Below are 22,453 nucleotides of genomic sequence, written 5' to 3'. Positions count from 1 at the left end.
TCGCCCGGACGAGTGGCTCTTTCCGGACGACGCGACGGCTCACGAGGAGGTGGTCACACGGGCCGCTGGAGCACCGTCAGGCTCCGGTCCGCCAGGGTCAGCCGGTCCCCGGCCTGCACCTTCGGGCCGGTGTCCGCCGGCACGCCCTCCGGGAGCGCCGTGTCCACGACGACCTCCCACTGCCGCCCGTGGTCGACCGGCACCACGAACTCCAGCGGCTTGGGCGAGGCGTTGAACATCAGCAGGAACGAGTCGTCGGTGATGCGCTCCCCGCGCGCGTCCGGCTCGGAGATCGCGTTGCCGTTGAGGAACACCGTCAGCGCCGAGGCCTGCGCCGAGTCCCAGTCCCGCTGGGTCATCTCCCGGCCCTCCGGGGTGAACCAGGCGATGTCGGACAGGTCGTCGTGGGTGCCCTCCACGGGCCGTCCGTGGAAGAAGCGCCGCCTGCGGAAGACCGGGTGGTCCCTGCGCAGCCACACCATCGCGCGCGTGAAGGCCAGCAGCTCCCGGCTCGGACTCCCCTGGGCGTCCTCGCCGTCCTCGCCGTCCTCCGGCCACTCCACCCAGGCCAGTTCGTTGTCCTGGCAGTAGGCGTTGTTGTTGCCGCGCTGGGTGCGGGCGAACTCGTCGCCGTGGCTGATCATGGGCACGCCCTGGGACAGCATCAGCGTCGCGATGAAGTTCCGCATCTGCCGGGCCCGCAGCCGCAGCACGTCCGGGTCGTCGGTCTCGCCCTCGACCCCGCAGTTCCAGGACCGGTTGTGGCTCTCGCCGTCCCGGTTGTCCTCGCCGTTGGCCTCGTTGTGCTTGTCGTTGTACGCCACCAGATCGTGCAGCGTGAAGCCGTCGTGGCAGGTCACGAAGTTGATGGAGGCCAGCGGCCGGCGCCCGTCGTCCTGGTACAGGTCGGACGAGCCGGTCAGCCGCGAGGCGAACTCCGCGAGCGTGCGCTGCTCGCCCCGCCACAGGTCCCGCACGGTGTCCCGGTACTTGCCGTTCCACTCGGTCCACAGCGGCGGGAAGTTGCCCACCTGGTAGCCGCCCTCGCCCACGTCCCACGGCTCGGCGATCAGCTTCACCTGGGAGACCACCGGGTCCTGCTGCACCAGGTCGAAGAACGACGACAGCCGGTCCACCTCGTGGAACTGCCGGGCGAGCGTCGCAGCGAGGTCGAAGCGGAACCCGTCCACGTGCATGTCCGTGACCCAGTACCGCAGCGAGTCCATGATCAGCTGGAGCACGTGCGGGGAGCGCATGAGCAGGGAGTTCCCGGTCCCTGTCGTGTCCATGTAGTAGCGGGGGTCGTCGGTCAGCCGGTAGTAGCGCGGGTTGTCCAGGCCCTTGAAGGACAGGGTCGGGCCCAGGTGGTTGCCCTCGGCCGTGTGGTTGTAGACCACGTCGAGGATCACCTCGATCCCGGCCTCGTGCAGCGCCTTCACCGCCGACTTGAACTCCAGCACCTGCTGGCCCCGGTCGCCCCAGGAGGCGTAGGCGTTGTGCGGGGCGAAGAAGCCGATGGTGTTGTAGCCCCAGTAGTTGTTCAGGCCCATGTCGACCAGGCGGTGGTCGTTCACGAACTGGTGTACGGGCATCAGCTCCAGGGCGGTGACCCCGAGCTCGGTGAGGTGCTCGATGATCGCCGGGTGCGCGAGGGCCGCGTAGGTGCCCCGCAGCTCCTCCGGGAGCCCCGGGTGGCGCATGGTGAGGCCCTTGACGTGGGCCTCGTAGATCACCGTGTGGTGGTACTCGGTGCGCGGGCGCCGGTCGTCGCCCCAGTCGAAGTAGGGGTTGACCACGACCGAGGTCATGGTGTGCGGCGCCGAGTCGAGATCGTTGCGCCGGCCGGGATCGTCGAAGTGGTAGCCGTAGACCTCCTCGCCCCAGTGGATCGAGCCGCTGATCGCACGCGCGTACGGGTCGAGCAGCAGCTTCGCGGAGTTGCACCGCAGCCCGTGCTCCGGTGCGTACGGGCCGTGCACCCGGAACCCGTACCGCTGCCCGGGCATGATGCCCGGCACGTACGCGTGCCGGACGAACGCGTCGCTCTCGCGGAGCTCGATCGCCGTCTCCGAGCCGTCGTCGTGCAGCAGACACAGCTCTACTCGGTCCGCGGCCTCCGTGAAGACCGCGAAGTTGGTACCGGCGCCGTCGTACGTGGCACCGAGTGGATACGCCTCGCCAGGCCAGACCTGCATGGATACGACTCTTTCAGGTGTGCGGCGCCGGTGGGGACGCCTGGGCCCCGAGTCTCCCCGAAAGTGAGGGAACCTCCTATGACTTATCTCCCTCTTACCGAGTGACCAGTGCATACGCGGTATGCCGAACCAGTGGGGCAAACACGCACTCCCGGGGCTGTTGGGGGAGCAGGGGGAAGTTGTGCGCAACATAGTGCACCGCCACCTGGGCAAGGTGGTGGCCGGTACGGCCGTCGCGGTGGCCGGGACCGCCGTGATGGTAGGGATCACCCTGCCGGGCACGGCGGGGGCGGACGACACGGGGACCGGGGCGGCGCGGTCCGTCCGGCAGCAGGACGCGCCGGGCCGGGCGGTGGCCCCGGGGGTCGTCGAGCAGGCTCCGGCCGACCAGGAGAAGGGCGAGGGCCGGGATCCGCTCACCGACGACGAGCTGGAGCGGGCCGCGAAGATCGCCCTCAGCCGGCAGCTCTTCCAGGCCGGCGAGAGCGTCGACGGGGACCGCGGCCCGCAGCGCCTCGGCGTCGACCTCGCCGAACCGGAGTCCGACGAGGTCGGCGACCCGGACGCGCCCCGGCGCGCCGACGTGACGTTCTACGACTACCGGGACGACACCCTCGTCACCCGGACCGTCGACCTCGGCACCGGCAAGGTGGTGCGGACCGGCACCCAGCGCGGTGTCCAGCCGCCCCTCAGCCGTGCCGAGAAGGCCGAGGCGGCCGCCCTGCTGATCGCCGACCCGCTGGGCACCGACCTGAAGGCCGACTACCGGGACGCCACCGGCAAGGAGCTCACCTCCCCGGACCAGTTGCGGCTCAGCGGCGCCGTCTACCGGGCCGCGCCGGGCGCCCAGCCCGCCGCCCTCGACCGCTGCGGCGAGCACCGTTGCGTGCGGCTGTTCCCGAAGATCAAGAACGGGCCGTGGGTCGACGCCAGGTCGCTGGTGATCGACCTGAGCGCCCGCAAGGTCGCCCGCCTCGGCTGACCGGCCCCCTGCGCTCACCAGTCCACCTCGCTCGCTCCTCCTGTCAGGGAGTCACCTCGCCATGCGCGTGAACAGCACCAGCACGACCCGCACCCGGGCGGCCGTGGGCCTGACCGTGGCCGCGCTCGCCGCCGGCGCCACGGCCGGCGCCGGACCGGCCACCGCCGGACCTGCCCCCGCCCGGCCGCAGGCCGCCCCCGCGGCGGCCGCGGCCTACTGCGGCGCCGCCCACCGCATCGAACAGAAGCTCTCCACCGGCACCACCTGGCGGATGTGCTGGCGCCACGACAGCAAGGCCGGCCTCGTCCTGGAGGACATCTCCTACCAGCCCAAGGGCGAACGCAGGCCGATCAAGATCCTCAACAGCGCCCGGCTCGGCCAGATCCACGTCCCCTACGACGACGGCACCATCGAATACGACGACCTCACCGGCTTCGACTTCGCCCAGGGCCTGATGAACCTGGCACCCGGCGAGTGCCCCGGCGGCACCATCAAGACGGTCAAGGTCCCCGACTCCGTCAACGGGACCCCGACGATCAAGGGCCTGTGCACCACCACCCGCTCCCGCGGCCACGCCTACCGCATGCAGGGCGACACCGCGAACCAGGTCTACCAGGCCGCGGGCAAGGACCTCCTCGTCTACACCGTGAACCAGGTCGGCTGGTACGAGTACATGACCGAGTGGCGCTTCCAGGACGACGGCGCGATCACCATGAACGTCGGCGCCACCGGCAGCCTGTCCTGGGACGACTACGACGCCGGCGACGGCCGCGGCTGGCCGATCGGCAAGGGCGCGAAGGCCCAGGCCACCAGCCACAGCCACAACGCCTTCTGGCGGCTCGACTTCGCACTGGACGGCTCCACGAAGAACACCGTCGAGCAGTACGACTCCACCGTCACCGCGCCCGCCCGGGGCCGGCAGGCCCCCACCACGAAGACCACCCGCACCAGGATCACCAGGGAACTCGCCGGGGACAGCAGGAACTACCGCTGGTGGCGCGTGGTCAGCGCGGCCGGCAAGAACAAGGACGGGCACCCCCGCTCCTACGAGATCGTCCCCGGACCGACCACCAAGTACCCGGGCCGCGGCTTCACCAAGCACGACCTGTACGTCACCCAGTACGACAAGTGCGAGCTGTTCGCCAGCAACAACCCCGGCGACTGCGGGCGCGGAGCCGGCACCTCCGTCGACAAGTGGGTGAACGGACAGGCCCTCAAGCACCCCGTGGTCTGGATGAACATCGGCTTCCACCACATAGCCCGGGACGAGGACCAGCAGCCCATGCCCGTGCACTGGCAGGGATTCTCCATCGCCCCGCGCGACGTCACCGCTATGAATCCGCTCACTCCGGCCGGGCTCGGCTGGCAGAACGGCCACTGGGAGCCGCGCCGTTGAGATCGACCCTGCCCATCCGGCTGCACCGCCGACCGCTCCCGGAGTACCCTTCCTTGATCGTTGACAAGGGGAGTGCTCAGGGGAGCGGAAGGCGGTGCGCGGGTGGGCTCGGGAGGGCTGGAGCTGCCCCCTGGTGACGAGGGTCACGAGGGGAACTCCACAGACGTCCCGACCGGTGCCGTGTCCCTGGCACGGCCGATGGACGCGTCGGGCTCGATCGGTCCGGAACTGGACTGGGGCGCCGACGCCTGGCGCGAGGTGCGCACCCGCGCGCAGCGGGCCGGCCGGGCCTACATCTGGCTGAACCTCGTCGAGCAGCGGCTGCGCGCGGTCGTGGCGGCCGTACTGCGCCCCGTCTACGAACCCGTCCACGGCGACGACTGGGTGGTGGCCGCCGCCGGACCCGCCGGGCAGGAGTGGGTGCAGCGCGCGGTCGCGGTGCGCGAGGTCAGCCGCCGCAAGGGCTATCTGCTCGACCCGGCCGACGACAACGTCCTGTCCTTCCTCACCCTGCCCCAACTGCGCGAGCTGATGGTGCAGCACTGGCCCTGCTTCGAGCCCTACTTCGACGACCGCCGCGACGTCGAACTCGCCCTGGACGAGCTGGAGGTCACCCGGAACGTGGTCTCCCGCAACCGGGCCCTGTCCGAGGCCGTGCTGAACCAGGCCGAGCGGGCCTCCGCCCGGCTGCTGGAGATGCTCGGCGCGGGCGGTGACGTGCCGTCCGCGCGGCGGCTGCCCGTCGACGCGGTCGAGGACCTGGTGGGCGACCGGTACGCCGACGTGGTCGCCGTCCACTCGGACCGGGTGCGGCTGATGCGGCAGTTCCCGGCCGAGGACATCTTCGGCGGCGCCCGCCGCCTCGACGCCATCGGCATCGGCCTGAACCTGCTCGTGCAGAACTTCTCCGGCCGCCGCCTGGTGCGGCTGGCCGAGTCGGGCTGCCGGGTGCGGCTGCTGTTCCTCAACCCGGCCTCCAGCGCGGTCAAGCGGCGCGAGCGCGAACTCGGCATCAAGCGCGGCGAGCTGAGCCGGGCCGTCGAGATGAACATCCTGCACATGCGCCGGGTGCGGGCCCGGCTGCGCGACCCGGGCGCCTTCGAGATCCAGGTCTTCGACGAGACCCCCCGCTTCACGGCCTACCTGGTCGACGGCGACGGCGCGGACGGCATCGCGGTCGTGCAGAACTACCTGCGCCGGACGCGCGGGATGGAGGCGCCGGTGTTCGTCCTGCGCAACAGCGGCAAGGTGGTCAAGTCGGGCGAGGTGGATGAAAGTGGCCTCTTTCCCACGTATCGCGAGGAGTTCGAGGTGATGTGGGCGGATTCGCGGCCGGTGTCGTGAACTGTGCCCGGACAGGCGGTGCTTCCGCGGCCGGCGTCGCGGACAAGCGGAACGCGATCCTCTGATTGTCAGTGGTGCGTGGGAGGGTGGAGACCACTGGGGGAACGCACCACAAGAAGGGGGGCCCGCCCATGGGCTGGCACCGGGAGCTGCTGATCGGCTTCGACCTGGAGACGACGGGCACCGATCCGCGCGAGGCGCGCATCGTCACGGGCGCCGTGATCGAGGTCAGGGACGGAAAGCCGATAGGGCGCCGGGAGTGGCTGGCCGACCCGGGGGTGCCGATCCCCGAGGACGCGGTGGCGGTGCACGGCATCAGCAACGAGCGGGCGGCGGCCGAGGGCAGGCCCGCCGACCAGGTGGCGGACGCCCTCGCCGACGTCCTCACCTCCTACTGGAAGACGGGCGTACCGGTCGTCGCCTACAACGCGGCCTTCGACCTGACCCTCCTCTCCGCCGAGCTGCGCAGGTACGGCCTGCCGTCCCTGCGCGACCGCCTGGGCGGCATGGACCCCGCCCCGGTCATCGACCCGTACACGATCGACCGCTGGGTCGACCGCTACCGCCGCGGCAAACGCAACCTCGAAGCGGTCTGCGCCGAGTACGGCGTGGTCCTCGAATCCGCCCACGACGCCATGGCCGACGCCCTCGCGGCGGCCCGCCTGGCCTCCGCGATAGCCGACCGCCACCCCAAGATCGCCTCCCTCGGCCCGGCGGCCCTGCACCGCCGCCAGATCGAGTGGTACGCGCAGTGGGCGGCGGACTTCCAGAGCTTCCTGCGCGGCAAGGGCGACGCGACGGCCCTGGTCGACGGGGTCTGGCCGCTGCGGGAGTGGGCGGACGAGCCGGTCCGCTAGCGGCGGGCTTCCCGGCCTTCAGAACGGATACCAGCGCACCGACTCGTCCCCGTCCTGCAAGGACTTCACCCGCCGCTCGAACTCGGCCAGCGCCTTCGGGTTGCCCGGCGCGTGCTGGGCCACCCACGCACAACTGGCCGTCTCCCGCGCCCCGCGCAGTACCGAGCACCCCTCCCACACCCGTACGTCCCACCCGTAGGCCTCGGTGAAGGACGCGTAAGCCTCTTCGGGGAGCCCGTACCGGTCGTGGGAGAGGGCCATCACCACCAGATCGTGCTCACGCAGGTCCGAGGAGACGGTCTCCAGGTCGACCAGCACCGGCCCGTCCGGCCCGACGTGCACATTGCGCGGCAGCGCGTCGCCGTGGATCGGCCCCGGCGGCAGGTGCGGCGTCAGCGCGGCGGCCTGCGCGGCGAACCCGTCCCGCCGGGCGCGCAGATACGCCGCGTCCGCCGGATCGATCGCATCACCCGCGAGCCGCAGCCAGCGCTCCACACCGCCCAGCAGATCGCGGGGCGGCAGTTCGAAGGGGGGAAGAGGAGTGGCGTGCACGACCCGTAGCAGTTCGGCCAAATCCCGCGGCTCCGCGGGCCGTACGGCCTCCGGCAGCCGGTGCCAGACCGTCACCGGGTGCCCGTCCACCAGCAGCGCCTTCGGCTCGGCCGCCCGCACCGCCGGCACCCCGGCCTCGGCGAGCCACTCCGCGATGTTCAGCTCGCGGCGCGCCCGGTCGAGGAGTTCGGCATCACGGCCCACCTTCACGACCAGGTCACCGGCGGCGAACACCGCGTTCTCGCCCAGGGCGAGCAGCCGCGCCTCCCGGGCGGCGCCGGGCAGCACCCCCGCCACCGCCAGTACGTCCCGCGCCCGTGCCTCGTCCATCGTCCGCCTCCGTCGTCCCGGCCCGTGCCGTCGTGTTCCGGCCATCCGCCGGTCAGTGTCGCATCGGCACAGGTCGCGGTGCGTGCGCGGTGCCTTGACGAGGCACACCCCCTTCACGAGCATGACGTGGCCACCCGAGCCGTGCAAAGGGGCTGATTCCGTGACATGGGTGACCGAGGCCTCGCCACCTTCGCCACCGAGAAGACCGGCCGGCCGGAAGCCCGGCGGGGACCGGCCCCGGCGAGCCGTCGACCACGGCGCCTGGTTCCTGGTGCTGCCCGCCCTGATCCCCATCCTCGTCCTCAGCGTCGGCCCGCTGCTCTACGGCATCCTGCTGGCCTTCACCGACGCCCAGTCGGGCCGCACCGAGCCCACCCAGTGGATCGGCGGCCTCAACTTCCGGGACCTGCTGCACGACACGCTGTTCTGGGAGTCGTTCCGGATCGGCCTGGTGTGGGCGGTCGGCGTGACCGTGCCGCAGTTCCTGCTCGCCCTCGGCCTCGCCCTGCTGCTCAACCAGGACCTGCGGCTGCGCTGGCTGGCCCGGGCCCTGGCGATCATCCCGTGGGCCATGCCCGAGGTCGTCGTCGGCATCATGTGGCGGCTCGCCTACAACCCGGACGCGGGCATCCTCAACGAGACCCTGCGCGACCTGGGCCTGGGCAGCGGCAGGGACTGGCTCAGCGGGCTGGCCACCGCGCTGCCCGCCGTGATCCTCGTCGGCGTCTGGGCGGGCATGCCCCAGACGACGGTCGCGCTGCTCGCCGGGCTGCAGAACACCCCGCGCGAACTCCACGAGGCCGCGGCGGTCGACGGCGCGGGCGCCTGGCGCCGCTTCCGCACGGTCACCTGGCCCGCCCTGCGGCCCATCGCCCTCGCCATCACCGCGCTCAACCTCATCTGGAACTTCAACTCCTTCGCCCTGGTCTACGTGCTCACCAACGGCGGCCCCGGCGGCCGGACCCGCCTGCCCATGCTCTTCGCCTACGAAGAGGCCTTCCGCTACGGGCAGTTCGGCTACGCGGCTGCGATGGGATGCGTCATGGTCGCCGTGATCTCGATCGCGCTGGCCGTGTTCCTCGCCGGCCGCCTGAAGGGAGGTGACGACGCGTGAGGACAAGCACCCCGGCCCGCGTCGGCCAGTACACCGCGCTGCTCGCCTACCTCGTCTTCCTCGCCTTCCCGTTCCTCTGGCTGGTCTCCACCGCGTTCAAGCCGCCGCGCGAGCTGGGCAGCCTGCATCCGACGTGGATCCCCGAGAACCCCACCCTCGCCAACTTCCGGCAGGCCTTCGACGAGCAGCCGCTGCTGCACGCGGCCCTCAACTCCCTGCTGGCCGCGCTCGCAGCGGCCCTCATCGCCGTGCTCATCGCCACGCCGACGGCCTACGTCGTCGCCCGGCGCCGCACCCGGCTCGCGAAGGCGGTGACGGGCTGGGTGGTGGTCAGCCAGGCGTTCCCGTTCGTGCTGCTGATCATCCCGCTGTTCCTGGTGCTGAAGAACCTCCGGCTGATCAACTCCGTGACCGGGCTGGTGCTGGTGTACGTGGTGTGGGCGCTGCCCTTCGCGCTGTGGATGCTCGCCGGATACGTACGGGCCGTGCCGCGCGAGCTGGAGGAGGCCGCGGCGGTCGACGGGGCGGGCCGGGTGCGGACGCTGGTGTCGGTGACCGCGCCGCTGCTCGCGCCGGGCATCGTGGCGACCGGGCTGTTCGCCTTCATCACCGCGTGGAACGAGTTCTTCTTCGCGCTCGTGCTGCTCAAGACCCCGGAGAAACAGACCCTTCCCGTGGTGCTCACCCACTTCATCGGCGCCGAGGGCGTCGCCGACCTCGGCCCGCTCGCGGCGGCCGCGTTCCTCGCCACCCTGCCCTCGCTGGTCGTCTTCGCCCTCATCCAGCGGCGCATCACGGGCGGCATGCTGACCGGGGCGGTGAAGAGCTGATGCGCCGTGAAAAGCCGGTGCGGGCCCGCCTGCTGGGCCTGATCCTCCTGCTGCTCCTCGCCGGCTGCTCCTCCGGCGGCATCCGCGACGACGGCCGCGTCACCCTGCGCTTCCAGTCCCTGGCCTGGCAGGAGGAGTCCGTCCGGGCCAACAGGGAGCTGGTGGCGGAGTGGAACGCCACCCACCCGGACGTCCGGGTCGAGTACGTCCAGGGCAGCTGGGACAGCGTCCACGACCAGCTCCTCACCGCCTTCGAGGGCGGCGAGGCACCCGACATCATCCACGACGCCTCCGACGACCTCGCGGACTTCGCCTACGGCGGCTACCTCGCCGATCTCACCGACCTGCTGCCCGCGCGCCTCAAGGCGGACATCCCGCGGCGCAGTTGGGAGACCACCACCTTCGGCGACGGCGTCTACGGCGTGCCGTTCCTCCAGGAGCCGCGCGTGCTGATCGCCAACGCGACCTGGCTGGAGCGCTCCGGCGTGCGGATCCCGACACCGGAGCAGCCGTGGAGCTGGAGCGAGTTCCGCCGGATCACCGAACGCCTCAGCGGCCGGGGGAAGTACGGCGTCGCCTGGCCCCTGAAGGAACCGGTCTCCGCCACCCTCAACCTCTCCCTGTCGGCGGGCGGGCAGCTCTTCCACCGCGGGGCGGACGGCAAGGTGACGGTCCGGTTCGAGGCGGCCGACCAGGTGGTGCCCCGCACGATTCACGACCAGGTGGGCACCGACCGCAGCGCCTCGCCCACCACCCTGGGCAGCGGCGGCTCCGACACCCTGCCCGGGTTCTTCGGCGGCAGATACGCGATGGTCCCGCTCGGCTTCTCCTACCGCCAGCAGATCGTGCAGCAGGCCCCGGAGGGCTTCGACTGGCGGGTGCTGCCCGCCCCGGCGGGCACCGGCGGCCTGGCCCAGGGCGTCAGTCCGCAGACGCTCTCCGTCGCCGAGGACAGCCCGCACAAGAAGGAGGCCGTGGCCTTCATCGACTTCCTCCTCAGACCGAAGAACATGGTCCGACTCGCCCTCGGCGACTGGATGCTCCCCACCGGCGTCCAGGCGCTGAAGGACCCCGCCCTGCACACCGCGCGCCACGGCTGGGCGACCGGCACCGCCCTCGCGCAGCACCTGCGCCCGGCACCCGCGCAGACGGTGCGGGGCTACCCCGAGTGGAAGGACAAGGTGGCGACGCCGGCCCTCCAGGAGTACTACAGCGGCGCCATCGGCCTCCAGGACCTGCGGGAACGGCTGGAGGAGGACGGCAACCTGGTGCTGGCCCGCTATCAGCGCTGACCTCGCACAGACGAACAAGTTGCACGAGACGTCTCGTCTCGCGTAGGGTCGGGTGCATGACCAGTCGCGCGCACATCGCCATGTTCTCCATCGCCGCCCACGGCCATGTGAACCCGAGTCTCGAGGTGATCCGCGAGCTCGTCGCGCGCGGCCACCGGGTGACCTACGCGATCCCGCCGGTCCTCGCCGACAAGGTGGCGGAGACCGGGGCGGAGGTGAAGCCCTGGACCTCGACGCTGCCCTCGCCCGACGACGACCCGGAGGCGTGGGGGAGCACGCTGCTGGACAACGTGGAGCCGTTCCTCGACGACGCGATCCAGGCCCTCCCGCAGCTGATCGAGGCGTACGAGGGCGACGAGCCGGACCTCGTGCTGCACGACATCGCCTCCTATCCGGGCCGGGTCCTCGCCCACCGCTGGGGCGTGCCCGCGATCTCCCTCTCACCGGCCATGGTCGCCTGGGAGGGGTTCGAGGAGGAGGTCGCCCGGCCCCTGTGGGAGGAGCCGAAGAAGACCGAGCGCGGCCGCGCCTACTACGCCCGCTTCCACGCCTGGCTGGAGGAGAACGGCATCACCCTGCACCCCGACGCGTTCGGGGGCCGGCCCGACCGCTCGATCGTCCTGATCCCCAGGGCGCTCCAGCCGAACGCGGACCGGGTCGACGAGAGCGTGTACTCCTTCGTCGGCACCTGCCAGGGCGACCGCGCCGCCGAGGGCGACTGGCGGCGGCCGGCCGGTGCCGAGAAGGTCGCGCTGGTCTCGCTCGGATCCGCCTTCACCAAGCAGCCGGGCTTCTACCGGGAGTGCGTGCAGGCCTTCGGCGACCTGCCCGGCTGGCACCTGGTGCTCTCGGTCGGCAAGCACGTCGACCCGGCCGGACTCGGGGAGGTTCCGGCGAACGTCGAGGTGCGCTCCTGGGTGCCGCAACAGGCCATCCTGAGGCAGGCCGACCTGTTCGTCACGCACGCCGGCGCGGGCGGCAGCCAGGAGGGACTGGCCACGGCCACGCCGATGATCGCCGTACCGCAGGCCGCCGACCAGTTCGGCAACGCGGACATGCTCCAGGGCCTCGGTGTCGCCCGGCTGCTGCCCACGGAGGAAGCGACCGCCGAAGCCCTGCGCGAGGCGGCTCTCGCCCTGGTCGCCGACCCCGAGGTGGCCCGCCGCCTGAAGGAGATCCAGGCGGGGATGGCCCAGGAGGGCGGCACCCGGCGCGCGGCCGACCTCATCGAGGCCGAACTGTCATCCCGTCAGTGCTAGTTCGCCGGGCCGTCGTCATACGGCGACGGCCTGGCGGGTCAGGGTCAGCCGGGCGTTGTCGAGCGTGGCGTCCATGCGTGCCGACTGGCCCTTGGTGAACATGAACATCGCGGCGTCGTCGGTGTAGTCCATGTAGTTCATGAACATGTCGCCGTTCGGTCCGTTGCCGCACGTCACATGGGGGAAGTCGGGTGAACCGAGGTTCGCCCCCGCCTGGTTGGGGGTGTCCGCCACGAAGTCGCTGCCGCTGCACCCCTCCTGGTCGTCGCCCCAGATGTGCCGCAGGTTCAGCCAGTGCCCGATCTCGTGCACGGTCGTGCGGCCGCCGTCGAACGGCGCGGCGGCGGTTCCGGTGGTGCCGAAGGCGGTGGGGGTGATGACCACCCCGTCCGTGGAGGCGGCGCCGCCCGGGAACTGGGCGTAGCCCAGCAGCCCCCGGCGCAGCCGGCAGACCCAGATGTTCAGGTAGGTGTCGGCGGGCCAGGCGTCCTGGCCGCCGCTCAGGGTGAACTTGACCAGGTCGTCCGTGTCCCACTCGACGACCGAGGTCTCCGTGCGCGTGATGCCGTCCGTGGGGCGCCCCAGCGGGTCGGTGCGGGCGAGGTGGAACTGTAGGCGTGCGTCGGCCACCAGGTCCTGCCAGACCGCGGGCACCTTGTTGACGTCCGGGTTGCTCGCGCGGAAGTCCTGGTTCAGCACCTCGATCTGACTGTGGATCTGGGCCTCGCTCACGTTCTGCTCGGGGGTGTGGTGCACGACGTGCACGACGACGGGGATGTCGACGAGACTTTGCCGACCGGTGACGTGCTCCAACTGCTCGTAGGTGAAGGCGGTGTTCTCGATCTGCGCCCGGTTCTCGGCGTACTCGGGGTTCAGGGTGAGGAGTCTGCGGTCGACCTCCATGGCACCGCACCAGCGGCTGTAGTCGGCGGAGGTGGCACGGAGATAGGACTGCGCATCGGACATGACGGCCCCTCGGGGGAGCTGGGGGAGTGCCGCGCGACACGGCGGCGGAACTGCGCGCTCTGGGACGCGCCGCGAGGGCCGGGCGGCACCGGGCGGATCGGCCGGTTGCCCGTTCCCTCCGAACCCATACACTGATAATCCTAGTCATGCTGGTATAAGACCGGCAATTTGGATGACGCTGGGGGAGCGAGGTGGCCGGGTCGATGCGAGAGCCCCCGTCGGAGCTGTTCCGCGCATGGGTCCACTCCCACGAGGAGGACCACGAGGACGTACGGGTGTACCGGCCGGACGACTTCCCCTTCCCGCCGGCGCGCGGACGCCGCGGCATGGAGTTCCGGCCCGACGGCACCTTCGTCGACCAGCCCATCGGACGCGGTGACGCCCCGGACTCCGTGCCCGGCCGCTGGCGGTTCGTCCCGGACCGTCACGTCGTGCTCACCTTCGAAGGCGCCCGCCCGGACCGGGAGCTGGAAATCCTGCGCTGCGACGAGGACGTGCTGCACGTGCGCTCGCCCCACGCCTGAAGCCCTGTCGGGGCCTGAGCCCCGCCGACCGTGGTCCTTACACCTGTCGAGAGACATAGCGGACTCCCCGGTGTGTGGATCCTGAGCAGACGCTTGTGCCCCGCGATGACCGATGAGTAATTTACGGGGCCGGGCAGCCGCCCACCGGCCGTCGTGCCCACCCCCACGGGGCACGACGGCCGCCTTAGGGTGAGCGGATGACGACCACATACGCGGCCCTGCTGCGCGGGATCAACGTGGGCGGCAGCAGAAAGGTCCCCATGGCCGACCTGCGCACGCTCCTGACGGACCTCCGCTACAACAAGGTACGCACCTACCTCCAGAGCGGCCAGGCCGTCTTCTCCTCGGACCACGGCGACGAGGAGTCCCTGGCCGCCGAGATCGCGCACGCCGTCGAGCAGCACTTCGGCTTCGGCGTCGACGTGATCGTGCGCGACCACGCCTACCTGGAGTCGATCGTCGACGCGTGCCCGTTCCCGGCCGCCGACCTGGAGCCCAAGCAGCTCCACGTCACCTACTTCTCCGCGCCCGTCACCCCCGACCGCTTCGCGGCGATCGACCAGGCGGCCTTCCTCCCCGAGGAGTTCCGCCTCGGCGACCGCGCCCTGTACCTGTACGCCCCCGACGGCGTCGGCCGCTCCAAGCTGGCCGAGCAGCTGTCGAAGCCGCGCGTCACCAAGGGCGTGATCGCCACCACCCGCAACTGGAACACCGTGGTCAAGCTGAAGGAGATGACCGGTGCCTGAGCACAGCCGAGACGTCGACTCCGCCGTCGAGGGCGAACTGGCCCTGCTGGACCCGGAGATCCGCCGCTCGCCCGAACGGGTCGCGGCACTGCTGCACCCCGACTTCCACGAGTTCGGCGCCTCGGGGCGGCACTGGGACCGGGCCGGCATCATCGCCCTCCTGGCCACGGCCACCGACCCGGACGGGACGCCCGCCGTCGCCTCCGGGATGCGCGGCGTACAGCTCGCACCCGACCTGATCCACCTCACCTACGACACGGAGCGCGACGGCAGCCGCGCCCACCGCAGTTCACTGTGGCGGCGGACGCACGGCGCCTGGCTGCTCTACTTCCACCAGGCGACGCCGTTCACCGACCCGGCAACGTGACCCGGTGCTCGCCCAGGAAGGGCGAGTACGAGGTGATCAGGAGCGAGAAGTCCCGGCACGTCCCCACGAACCGCCCCTCGGGCGCCCCCCTGTTCGGTCAGCGGGCCTTCCCCGCGCTCGCGACCAGCCCGTGGCGCTCGCTCCTGCCCTGACAGCAAGGCCAACCCCTCGCTGAACGTTCCCGCCGCCGCGCCCGTACCTACCGGAGGCACGAGCACGCAGTCTCGCGAGAGGAACGCACCGTGACGGTCGACCTCGTCTACGCCTACGCGGTCCTGCGCCGCACCCCCGAGGCCGGCGCGGCGGTGGGGCCCCTGCGCGGGGTCGCCGGAGAACCCGTCCGCCTGGTGGACCCCGCCACGACCACGCCGCAACTCGCCTTCGCCGTCGGCCACGTCCCGGCCACCGATTACGACGAGGCACCCCTCGAGGCCCACCTCGCCGACCTGGACTGGCTGGAGACCACGGTCCGCTCCCACCACGCCGTGGTGGCCGCCCTGGTCGCCTCCGGCGCCGCCGTCCTGCCCCTGCGCCTCGCCACCGTCTACCCCGACGAGGACAGCGCCCGCCGGGCCCTCGACACCCGCCGCGGGTACTTCCTCTCCCTGCTGGACCGCCTCACCGGCCACGTGGAACTCGGCGTCAAGATCTACGCCACCCCGGACATCATCCCGCCCGAACCCGGCACAGAGAGCGCACCGGACCCGGCCACCGGCCTCGGTGCGGGCCGCGCCTACCTGTCGATCCGCCGCCGCAGACAACGCAGGAACGAGGAAGCCTGGCGTACGGTCGCCCAGGCCGCCGTCCGCCTCACCGAGACCGCCGGCGCCCTCTCCGTCGACCGTGTCGCCCACACCCTCGAACGCGGCAGCCTGGCCGGCTCGGCCCCCGGCACCAACGTGGGCAACGACGCGTACCTCGTCCGCGCCGACCGCGTCGACGCCTTCCGCACGGGCCTGCTGGCGGCAGCCCGGGGCGTCCCCGGCCTCCGCGTGGAGGTCACCGGCCCCTGGGCCCCGTACTCCTTCGCCCTCCAACCGGAACCGCACGAGGAGCCCGCCGCCTGACCGTCACCGCGTCCCGATGCCCGCCGCGACGGCCGTGCGTTCAGGCGCTCACAGCCGCCAACGCCGGTACCCCCGCCGCCTCGTACCGCTCCAGCACCACCCGCGCCACCTCCGGTGCCGCCCCCAGCACGTCCGCCAGGACGTCCGCCTCCGCCGCGCCCCGGGCGATGCGGTCGGGCAGGAAGCCGGGGGCGAGGACGTAGGGGGCGACGGCGACGCGGGAGCAGCCGAGGGCGCGGAGTTCGCGGACGGCGTCCTCCGTGCGGGGAAGGGATGCGGAGGCGAACGCAGGTCGCACGGCGCACCAACCGGTGTGCCGCCACTCCCGCGCGATTTCTGCGATCACTGCGATCGCCTCCGGGTCGGTGGATCCCGCCGAGGCCAGGACGACCCCGGTCGAGGACTTGTCGGCGGGTGTCAGACCCGCCTCGTACAGGCGCCGTTCCAGGGCCGCCAGCAGCAGCGGGGACGGGCCCAGGACCTCCGCCTGACGGATCCGCAGCTGCGGGGGCGCGTCCGCGAGGACCGCCGGGATGTCCGCCTTCGCGTGGAACGCCCGGGTGAGCAGGAGGGGGAGGGCGACCACGTCGCGGACGCCCTGCACCGCCAGGGACTCCAGCACGCCGTGCACGGACGGCACGTTGAAGTCCAGGAAGCCCGTCTCCACCCGGACGTCGGGGCGCAGTGAGCGCACCCGGCGCACCAGGGCGTGCACCGTCGCGGCGTGCCGCGGGTCACGGCTGCCGTGGGCGATGACGAGGAGAACGGGCTTGTGGACCATGGGTCACTTCACCAGCAGGCCACGGCTGCGCAGCACCCACCGCTCCAGCGGGCTGAAGATCAGCAGGTCGATGGCGATGCCGACGATGAGGATCAGCAGGATCGCCTCGAAGACCATCGCCATGTCGCTGGCGTTGCGGCCGTTCTCCAGCAACTGGCCGAGGCCGACGCCGAGGTCGGGGAAGGACGCGATGATCTCGGCGGCCATCAGGGAGCGCCAGGAGAAGGCCCAGCCCTGCTTCAGGCCCGCCACGTAACCGGGCAGGGCGGCGGGGAGCACGATGTGCCAGGTGCCCTTCAGGCCCGTGGCGCCCAGCGTGCGGCCCGCGCGCAGGAACAGCGGCGGCACCTGGTCGACGCCGGACACCAGGCCGTTGGCGATCGAGGGGACCGCGCCGAGGAGGATGACCGCGTACATCATCGAGTTGTTCAGGCCCAGCCAGATCACCGCGGGCGGCACCCAGGCGACCGACGGCAGCGACTGCAGCCCCGACAGGATCGGGCCGAGCGCCGCCCGGACGAACTTCACGCGGGCCACGATCAGGCCCAGCGGCGTGCCGATCAGCAGCGCGAAGCAGAAGCCGAGCAGGCCGCGCGAGACGCTGGTCCAGATGTAGCCGAGCAGCTCGCCCTGGAGCCACGCCGTGTGGACGACGTCCCAGACGGCCGACGGCGCGGGCAGCTTCGTCGGGTCGGTGACGACCTTGAACGAGACCAGGGCCTGCCAGACCGCCAGCACCAGCGCGACGGCGAGGACGGGCGGCAGGATCTTCTCGGTGAAGGTCTGCCGGAACGGCTTGCGGCTCGTCTGCCGCGTCTCCAGCGCGTCGAGGCCCGCCTCCAGCCCGGCGAGATCGTTGCCGTCCTTGGCGACGGTCGTCGAATCAGTGCTGGCCATGACGGCGGATCTCCCCACGCAGTTCTTCGGTGATCTCGACGGACAGCTCCGCGACCGCGGTGTCCTCGATACGGCGCGGATGCGGGATGTCCACCCTCCACTCGCGCGCGATGCGCCCGGGGCGGGAGGACAGCAGCACCACGCGCTGCGCCAGCCGGACCGCCTCGCGCACGTTGTGCGTGACGAACAGGACGGACAGCTGCGTCTCGCGCCAGATGCGGGTCAGCTCGTCGTGCAGCACGTCCCGCGTGATGGCGTCGAGCGCCGCGAACGGCTCGTCCATCAGCAGCAGCCGGCTCTCCTGGGCGAGCGCCCGGGCCAGCGCGACCCGCTGGCGCATACCGCCGGACAGCTCGTGCACCCGCTTGCCGTACGCGCCCTTCAGCCGGACGAGTTCGAGCAGCTCCTCGGCCCGCTCCCGGCGCTCGGACTTCGGCACGCCGCGCAGCTTCAGGGCGAGTTCGATGTTCTTGCCCGCGGTCAGCCACGGGAACAGCGCGTGCTCCTGGAACATCAGCGCCGGGCGGCCGTCCGTGGTGATCTCGCCGGCGGTCGGCCGGTCCAGGCCCGCCACCAGGTTGAGCAGCGTGGACTTGCCGCAGCCCGAGGCCCCCAGCAGGGTGACGAACTCGCCGGGCGCGACATCGAGAGTGATGTCGTCCAGGACGAGCTGCTGCCCGGCGGGGCCCGCGAACGACTTCGAGACGTGCTCGATCCGGGCGGCGTGCGTGGCCGCCGCCGTGCCGTCGGCGGCCTTGGCGAGAGTCGTGGCCATGGTCGTCACCTCCTGGGAACTGATCGGGATGCGGGCTTAACGGGTGCCGAGACCGGCGTCGTCGACCGTGGGCTCGCCCTCGGCCTTGAGGACCTTGTTCAGCGGGGCGAGGTCGTAGATGCCCTTCAGGTCCGGCTTCTGCAGCAGCCCCGCCTTCACCGCGTGCTCCGCCTCGGTGTTGAGGGTGGAGGCCAGCGGGTCGTCGGTGAACCGGATCGACTTCCACGCCGGGTCCAGCACGTCGGCCGGCAGCGCCTTGCCGGAGACCTGCTCCAGCTGCTTGTTCGCCGCTTCCCTCGCCGCGTCCGGGTTGGCGTTGATCCACTTGTTGGTCTCGACCGAGCCCTTGAGCACGGCCTCGACGACCTTCGGGTACTTCTTCAGGAACTCCTGCCGCACGATGATGTTCGTGATCACGAACTTCTTGTCCGGCCACAGCGTCGACTCGTCGAGCAGCACCTTGCCGCCCTCGGCGACCAGCTTCGACGCGGTCGGCTCCGGCACCCACGCGCCGTCGACCGACCCGGCCTTGAAGGCGTCCGGGGTGACCTTGTTGTCACTGCGGACGACGGTGACGTCGCCCTTGCCGCTCTGCGGGTCGACCTTCCAGCCCTGCTCGGCGGCCCAGTTGAGGAACGCCACGTCCTGCGTGTTGCCGAGCTGCGGGGTCGCGATCCGCTTGCCCTTGACGTCCTTCAGCGACTTGATCTTGTCCGGGTTCACCACGAGCTTCACGCCGCCGGAGGCCGAACCGCCGATGATGCGCAGGTTCTTGCCGTCCGACTTGACGTAGCCGTTGATCGCCGGGGACGGGCCGATCCAGCCGATGTCGATGGAACCGGAGTTGAGCGCCTCGATCTCCGAGGGACCGGCGTTGAAGACGGCCGGCTCGACCTCGGTGGCGCCCAGGGCCTTCTGGAAGAAGCCCTTCTCCATGCCCACCAGCGCCGTGCCATGGGTGAGGTTCCCGAAGTAGCCGATCTTGACCTTGTCGAGACCCTCGATCTTCTTCGCCCCGGCGGCGACCTTGGCGGTGCCGTCGTCCTTGGCCTGGGAGCCGTAGCCGCAGGCGGCCAGCGTGAGCAGGGGCAGCGCGGTCACGACCGCGAGGCCGCGGCGGAGGGCGGATGATGCAGGCACGGAGGGGTTCCTCTCACAGGCCCGGCGGTCACGGTCCGATCAGGCCGTGGCCGGGTGGTCGGCGGGTTTTCGTCTACGGCGGTGGGGGGTGCGGGCGCGCGAGCGGTGCGCGTACGTCAGCGCGCACATCGCGCCACTCCGCCCTGCCCGCTGCCGAGCGCACCGCTGCCGACGCGGCCGCCCTCCTTCGCGAACATGGAGTAGAAGTCGGGGGACGTCATGTCAGAAGTCCCACCCGTCGTCGTCCGACTCGTCCTTGACCGGCTCGGGGGCGGCGAAGGACTCGCCGACCATGCCCGCGGTCAGGGTCGTGCCGTCGTTCGGGTCGATCAGGATGAACGAGCCGGTGCGCCGCGAGTCGGCGTAGGAGTCGACCGGCAGCGGCTCGGCGGTACGGACCTTCACCCGGCCGATGTCGTTGGCGACGAGCTGTCCCGGGTGCGGGTGCAGGGACAGGTCGTCGAGCGTGAGCCGGGACGGGATGTCCTTGACGATCGCCTTGACCGTGCGCGTGCCGTGCTTGAGCAGCACCCGGTGGCCGACGGTCAGCGGCGCGTCCGCGACGTGGCAGACGGTCGCCTCGATGTCCTGGGTGGTGGGCGGCGCGTCCTTGCTGGGCACGATCAGGTCGCCGCGCGAGATGTCGATGTCGTCCTCCAGCAGGAGGGTCACCGACTGCGTCGTCCAGGCGACGTCGACCGGCTCGCCCAGCAGGTCGATGCCGGAGATCTTCGTGGAGCGGCCCGACGGCAGCACCGTGACCTGCTCGCCGACGTGGAAGGAACCGGCGGCGATCTGACCGGCGTAGCCCCGGTAGTCCGGGTGGTCCGCGCTCTGCGGCCGGATCACGTACTGCACGGGCAGCCGGGCGTGGCAGTGGCTCAGGTCGTGGCTGACCGGCACCGTCTCCAGGTGCTCCAGCACGGTCGGGCCGCCGTACCAGTCCATGTGCGAGGAAGGCTCCACGACGTTGTCGCCGACCAGCGCCGAGATCGGGATCGCGGTGACCTCGGGGACGCCCAGCTCGGTCGCGTACGCCGTGAACTCCTCGGCGATGCCCGCGAAGACCTTCTCCTCGTAGCCGACGAGGTCCATCTTGTTGACCGCGAGGACCACGTGCGGGACGCGCAGCAGGGCGGCGATGGCGGCGTGCCGGCGGGTCTGCTCGACGACGCCGTTGCGGGCGTCGACCAGGATCACCGTCAGCTCGGCCGTGGAGGCGCCGGTGACCATGTTCCGCGTGTACTGCACATGGCCGGGGGTGTCGGCGAGGATGAACCGCCGCCGGGGCGTGGCGAAGTAGCGGTAGGCCACGTCGATGGTGATGCCCTGCTCCCGCTCGGCGCGCAGGCCGTCCGTCAGCAGCGCGAGGTCCGGCGCGTCCTGGCCGCGGCTCGCGGAGGCGCGCTCCACGGCCTCCAGCTGGTCGGTGAGGACCGACTTGGAGTCGTGCAGCAGCCGGCCCACCAGGGTGGACTTGCCGTCGTCGACGGAGCCGGCGGTGGCGAACCGCAGCAGGGTGGTGGCCGAGAGCTCCTCGGTCGTGATCGTGCTCATCTCTAGAAGTACCCCTCGCGCTTGCGGTCTTCCATCGCGGCCTCGGACATCTTGTCGTCGGCGCGGGTGGCGCCGCGCTCGGTGAGGCGGGAGGCGGCGATCTCCACGATCACCTTCTCGATGGTGTCGGCGTCGGAGTCCACCGCGCCGGTGCAGGACATGTCACCCACGGTCCGGTAGCGCACCAGCCGCTTCTCGACGGTCTCGCCGTCCTTCGGCCCGCCCCACTCGCCGGCCGTCAGCCACATGCCGCCGCGTCGGAACACCTCGCGCTCGTGCGCGTAGTAGATCTCCGGCAGCTCGATGCCCTCGCGGGCGATGTACTGCCACACGTCCAGCTCGGTCCAGTTGGACAGCGGGAACACGCGCACGTGCTCGCCGGGGGCGTGCCGGCCGTTGTAGAGGTTCCACAGCTCCGGGCGCTGCCGGCGCGGGTCCCACTGGGAGAACTCGTCGCGCAGCGAGAACACCCGCTCCTTGGCCCGGGCCTTCTCCTCGTCGCGGCGCCCGCCGCCGAAGACGGCGTCGAACTTCTCCGCCTGGATCTTCTCGGTGAGCGGCAGCGTCTGCAGCGGGTTGCGGGTGCCGTCCGGGCGCTCCTTGAGCACACCGCGGTCGATGTAGTCCTGCACGGAGGCGACGTGCAGCCGCAGCCCGTGCCGGGCGACCGTGCGGTCGCGGTAGTCGAGGACCTCGGGGAAGTTGTGCCCGGTGTCCACGTGCAGCAGCGAGAACGGCACCGCCGCCGGGCGGAACGCCTTCAGCGCGAGGTGCAGCATGACGATGGAGTCCTTGCCGCCGGAGAAGAGGATCACCGGCCGCTCGAACTCGCCCGCCACCTCGCGGAAGATGTGCACGGCCTCGGACTCCAGGGCGTCGAGGTGGGACAGCGCGTACGGGCTGCCGGTCTCCTCGGACACGGTGGCGACGGTCGTCGTCATGCCAGTCCCCTTTCGGTGAGCAGGGCGTACACCGACGCCGCGGACTCCTGCACGGTCTGGTGCTGCGACTCGATGCGCAGATCGGGCGACGCGGGCGCCTCGTACGGGTCGTCGACCCCGGTGAGGCCCGTCAGCTCGCCCGCGGCCTGCTTGGCGTACAGGCCCTTCACGTCCCGCTCGCTGCACACCTCGACCGGCGTCGCCACGTGGATCTCCAGGTACGGCGTGCCATTCGCCTGGTGACGCTTGCGCACCGCCTCGCGGCTGTCCTGGTAGGGCGCGATGACCGGCACGAGGGTGAGCACGCCGTTGCGGGCGAGCAGTTCGGCGACGAAGCCGATGCGCTGCACGTTGGTGTGCCGGTCCTCGCGGCTGAAGCCGAGGCCCGCCGAGATGAACTCGCGGATCTCGTCGCCGTCGAGGACCTCGACGCGGTGGCCCTCGGCGCGCAGCCGGCCGGCCAGCTCGTGGGCGATGGTGGTCTTGCCCGCGCTCGGCAGACCCGTGAGCCAGACGGTGGCTCCGGTCGTCACGTGAGTCT

At 71.4% G+C, this 22,453-nt stretch carries 21 protein-coding genes and 1 pseudogene; 12 read left to right on the top strand and 10 right to left on the bottom strand.

Going from position 1 to position 22,453, the window contains the following annotated elements:
• Positions 1–53: 53 nt before the first annotated feature.
• Complete coding sequence (gene glgX, locus ABZ386_RS13700) at positions 54–2,195, bottom strand: glycogen debranching protein GlgX (protein ID WP_358964788.1); 2,142 nt, start codon at positions 2,193–2,195, stop codon at positions 54–56.
• Positions 2,196–2,376: 181 nt separating this feature from the next.
• On the opposite strand from glgX, the gene ABZ386_RS13695 reads away from it, so the two are divergent.
• The 4 genes from ABZ386_RS13695 (at position 2,377) to ABZ386_RS13680 (ending at position 6,774) form a co-directional block, all read left to right on the top strand.
• Positions 2,377–3,177 carry a Tat pathway signal sequence domain protein gene (locus ABZ386_RS13695; protein ID WP_355715537.1) on the top strand — a complete coding sequence of 267 codons (801 nt, stop codon included), beginning with the start codon at positions 2,377–2,379 and terminating at the stop codon, positions 3,175–3,177.
• Positions 3,178–3,238: 61 nt separating this feature from the next.
• The gene (locus ABZ386_RS13690) at positions 3,239–4,573 is read left to right on the top strand and encodes a copper amine oxidase (RefSeq protein WP_358964787.1); all 1,335 of its coding nucleotides are present in this window, start codon (positions 3,239–3,241) and stop codon (positions 4,571–4,573) included.
• Between the two features lie 72 nt (positions 4,574–4,645).
• The gene (locus ABZ386_RS13685; RefSeq protein ID WP_355715583.1) at positions 4,646–5,917 is read left to right on the top strand and encodes an SAV2148 family HEPN domain-containing protein; all 1,272 of its coding nucleotides are present in this window, start codon (positions 4,646–4,648) and stop codon (positions 5,915–5,917) included.
• A 131-nt stretch (positions 5,918–6,048) separates the two neighbouring features.
• Complete coding sequence (locus tag ABZ386_RS13680; RefSeq protein ID WP_351334797.1) at positions 6,049–6,774, top strand: 3'-5' exonuclease; 726 nt, start codon at positions 6,049–6,051, stop codon at positions 6,772–6,774.
• Between the two features lie 18 nt (positions 6,775–6,792).
• Here ABZ386_RS13680 and ABZ386_RS13675 read toward each other — a convergent pair whose 3' ends face one another.
• A complete protein-coding gene (locus ABZ386_RS13675; RefSeq protein ID WP_358964786.1) occupies positions 6,793–7,656 on the bottom strand; it encodes an aminoglycoside phosphotransferase family protein in 864 nt (287 codons plus the stop codon).
• Between the two features lie 160 nt (positions 7,657–7,816).
• Here ABZ386_RS13675 and ABZ386_RS13670 point away from each other — a divergent pair, with 160 nt between their 5' ends.
• The 4 genes and pseudogenes from ABZ386_RS13670 (at position 7,817) to mgt (ending at position 12,151) form a co-directional block, all read left to right on the top strand.
• Entirely contained in the window at positions 7,817–8,770 is a 954-nt protein-coding gene (locus ABZ386_RS13670; RefSeq protein WP_358964785.1) for a sugar ABC transporter permease, read from the top strand.
• Entirely contained in the window at positions 8,767–9,600 is an 834-nt protein-coding gene (locus tag ABZ386_RS13665) for a carbohydrate ABC transporter permease (protein WP_351334805.1), read from the top strand. Before ABZ386_RS13670 ends, ABZ386_RS13665 begins: the two co-directional genes overlap by 4 nt.
• Positions 9,600–10,892, top strand: a complete 1,293-nt coding sequence (locus tag ABZ386_RS13660) for a sugar ABC transporter substrate-binding protein (protein WP_356616902.1) — start codon at positions 9,600–9,602, stop codon at positions 10,890–10,892. The genes ABZ386_RS13665 and ABZ386_RS13660 overlap by 1 nt, the downstream gene beginning before the upstream one ends.
• Positions 10,882–12,151 (top strand): annotated as a pseudogene (gene mgt / locus ABZ386_RS13655) (macrolide-inactivating glycosyltransferase). The gene ABZ386_RS13660 and the pseudogene mgt overlap by 11 nt, the downstream one beginning before the upstream one ends.
• A 15-nt stretch (positions 12,152–12,166) precedes the next feature.
• Here the strand turns inward: mgt and ABZ386_RS13650 are convergent.
• Positions 12,167–13,117, bottom strand: a complete 951-nt coding sequence (locus ABZ386_RS13650; protein WP_358964784.1) for a zinc metalloprotease — start codon at positions 13,115–13,117, stop codon at positions 12,167–12,169.
• 203 nt (positions 13,118–13,320) lie between these two features.
• On the opposite strand from ABZ386_RS13650, the gene ABZ386_RS13645 reads away from it, so the two are divergent.
• The 4 genes from ABZ386_RS13645 (at position 13,321) to ABZ386_RS13630 (ending at position 15,821) form a co-directional block, all read left to right on the top strand.
• A complete protein-coding gene (locus ABZ386_RS13645) occupies positions 13,321–13,641 on the top strand; it encodes a hypothetical protein (RefSeq protein WP_157993187.1) in 321 nt (106 codons plus the stop codon).
• Positions 13,642–13,838: 197 nt separating this feature from the next.
• Complete coding sequence (locus ABZ386_RS13640; protein WP_358964783.1) at positions 13,839–14,387, top strand: DUF1697 domain-containing protein; 549 nt, start codon at positions 13,839–13,841, stop codon at positions 14,385–14,387.
• A complete protein-coding gene (locus ABZ386_RS13635) occupies positions 14,380–14,754 on the top strand; it encodes a DUF4440 domain-containing protein (protein WP_355715560.1) in 375 nt (124 codons plus the stop codon). The genes ABZ386_RS13640 and ABZ386_RS13635 overlap by 8 nt, the downstream gene beginning before the upstream one ends.
• A gap of 242 nt (positions 14,755–14,996) precedes the next feature.
• Positions 14,997–15,821 carry a GvpL/GvpF family gas vesicle protein gene (locus ABZ386_RS13630; protein WP_358964782.1) on the top strand — a complete coding sequence of 275 codons (825 nt, stop codon included), beginning with the start codon at positions 14,997–14,999 and terminating at the stop codon, positions 15,819–15,821.
• 40 nt (positions 15,822–15,861) lie between these two features.
• On the opposite strand, the gene ABZ386_RS13625 is transcribed toward ABZ386_RS13630, so the two are convergent.
• From ABZ386_RS13625 to cysC, 7 genes are all read right to left on the bottom strand, one after another.
• Entirely contained in the window at positions 15,862–16,602 is a 741-nt protein-coding gene (locus ABZ386_RS13625; protein ID WP_351334822.1) for a sirohydrochlorin chelatase, read from the bottom strand.
• Positions 16,603–16,605: 3 nt separating this feature from the next.
• Entirely contained in the window at positions 16,606–17,499 is an 894-nt protein-coding gene (locus tag ABZ386_RS13620) for an ABC transporter permease (protein WP_351334825.1), read from the bottom strand.
• A complete protein-coding gene (locus ABZ386_RS13615; RefSeq protein ID WP_355715567.1) occupies positions 17,486–18,274 on the bottom strand; it encodes an ABC transporter ATP-binding protein in 789 nt (262 codons plus the stop codon). Before ABZ386_RS13615 ends, ABZ386_RS13620 begins: the two co-directional genes overlap by 14 nt.
• 36 nt (positions 18,275–18,310) lie before the next feature.
• The gene (locus tag ABZ386_RS13610) at positions 18,311–19,414 is read right to left on the bottom strand and encodes an aliphatic sulfonate ABC transporter substrate-binding protein (protein ID WP_356669728.1); all 1,104 of its coding nucleotides are present in this window, start codon (positions 19,412–19,414) and stop codon (positions 18,311–18,313) included.
• Between the two features lie 222 nt (positions 19,415–19,636).
• Positions 19,637–20,971 carry a GTP-binding protein gene (locus ABZ386_RS13605; protein ID WP_351334833.1) on the bottom strand — a complete coding sequence of 445 codons (1,335 nt, stop codon included), beginning with the start codon at positions 20,969–20,971 and terminating at the stop codon, positions 19,637–19,639.
• 2 nt (positions 20,972–20,973) lie between these two features.
• A complete protein-coding gene (cysD, locus tag ABZ386_RS13600; protein WP_351334835.1) occupies positions 20,974–21,912 on the bottom strand; it encodes a sulfate adenylyltransferase subunit CysD in 939 nt (312 codons plus the stop codon).
• Entirely contained in the window at positions 21,909–22,445 is a 537-nt protein-coding gene (gene cysC / locus ABZ386_RS13595) for an adenylyl-sulfate kinase (RefSeq protein ID WP_351334837.1), read from the bottom strand. The genes cysD and cysC overlap by 4 nt, the downstream gene beginning before the upstream one ends.
• Positions 22,446–22,453: the final 8 nt, after the last annotated feature.

It is taken from the genome of Streptomyces sp. NPDC006140 (assembly GCF_040628815.1).
Classification (GTDB): Bacteria; Actinomycetota; Actinomycetes; order Streptomycetales; family Streptomycetaceae; genus Streptomyces.
Note: the sequence above shows the minus strand (reverse complement) of the source record. Positions and strands in the feature narration are given on the sequence as shown.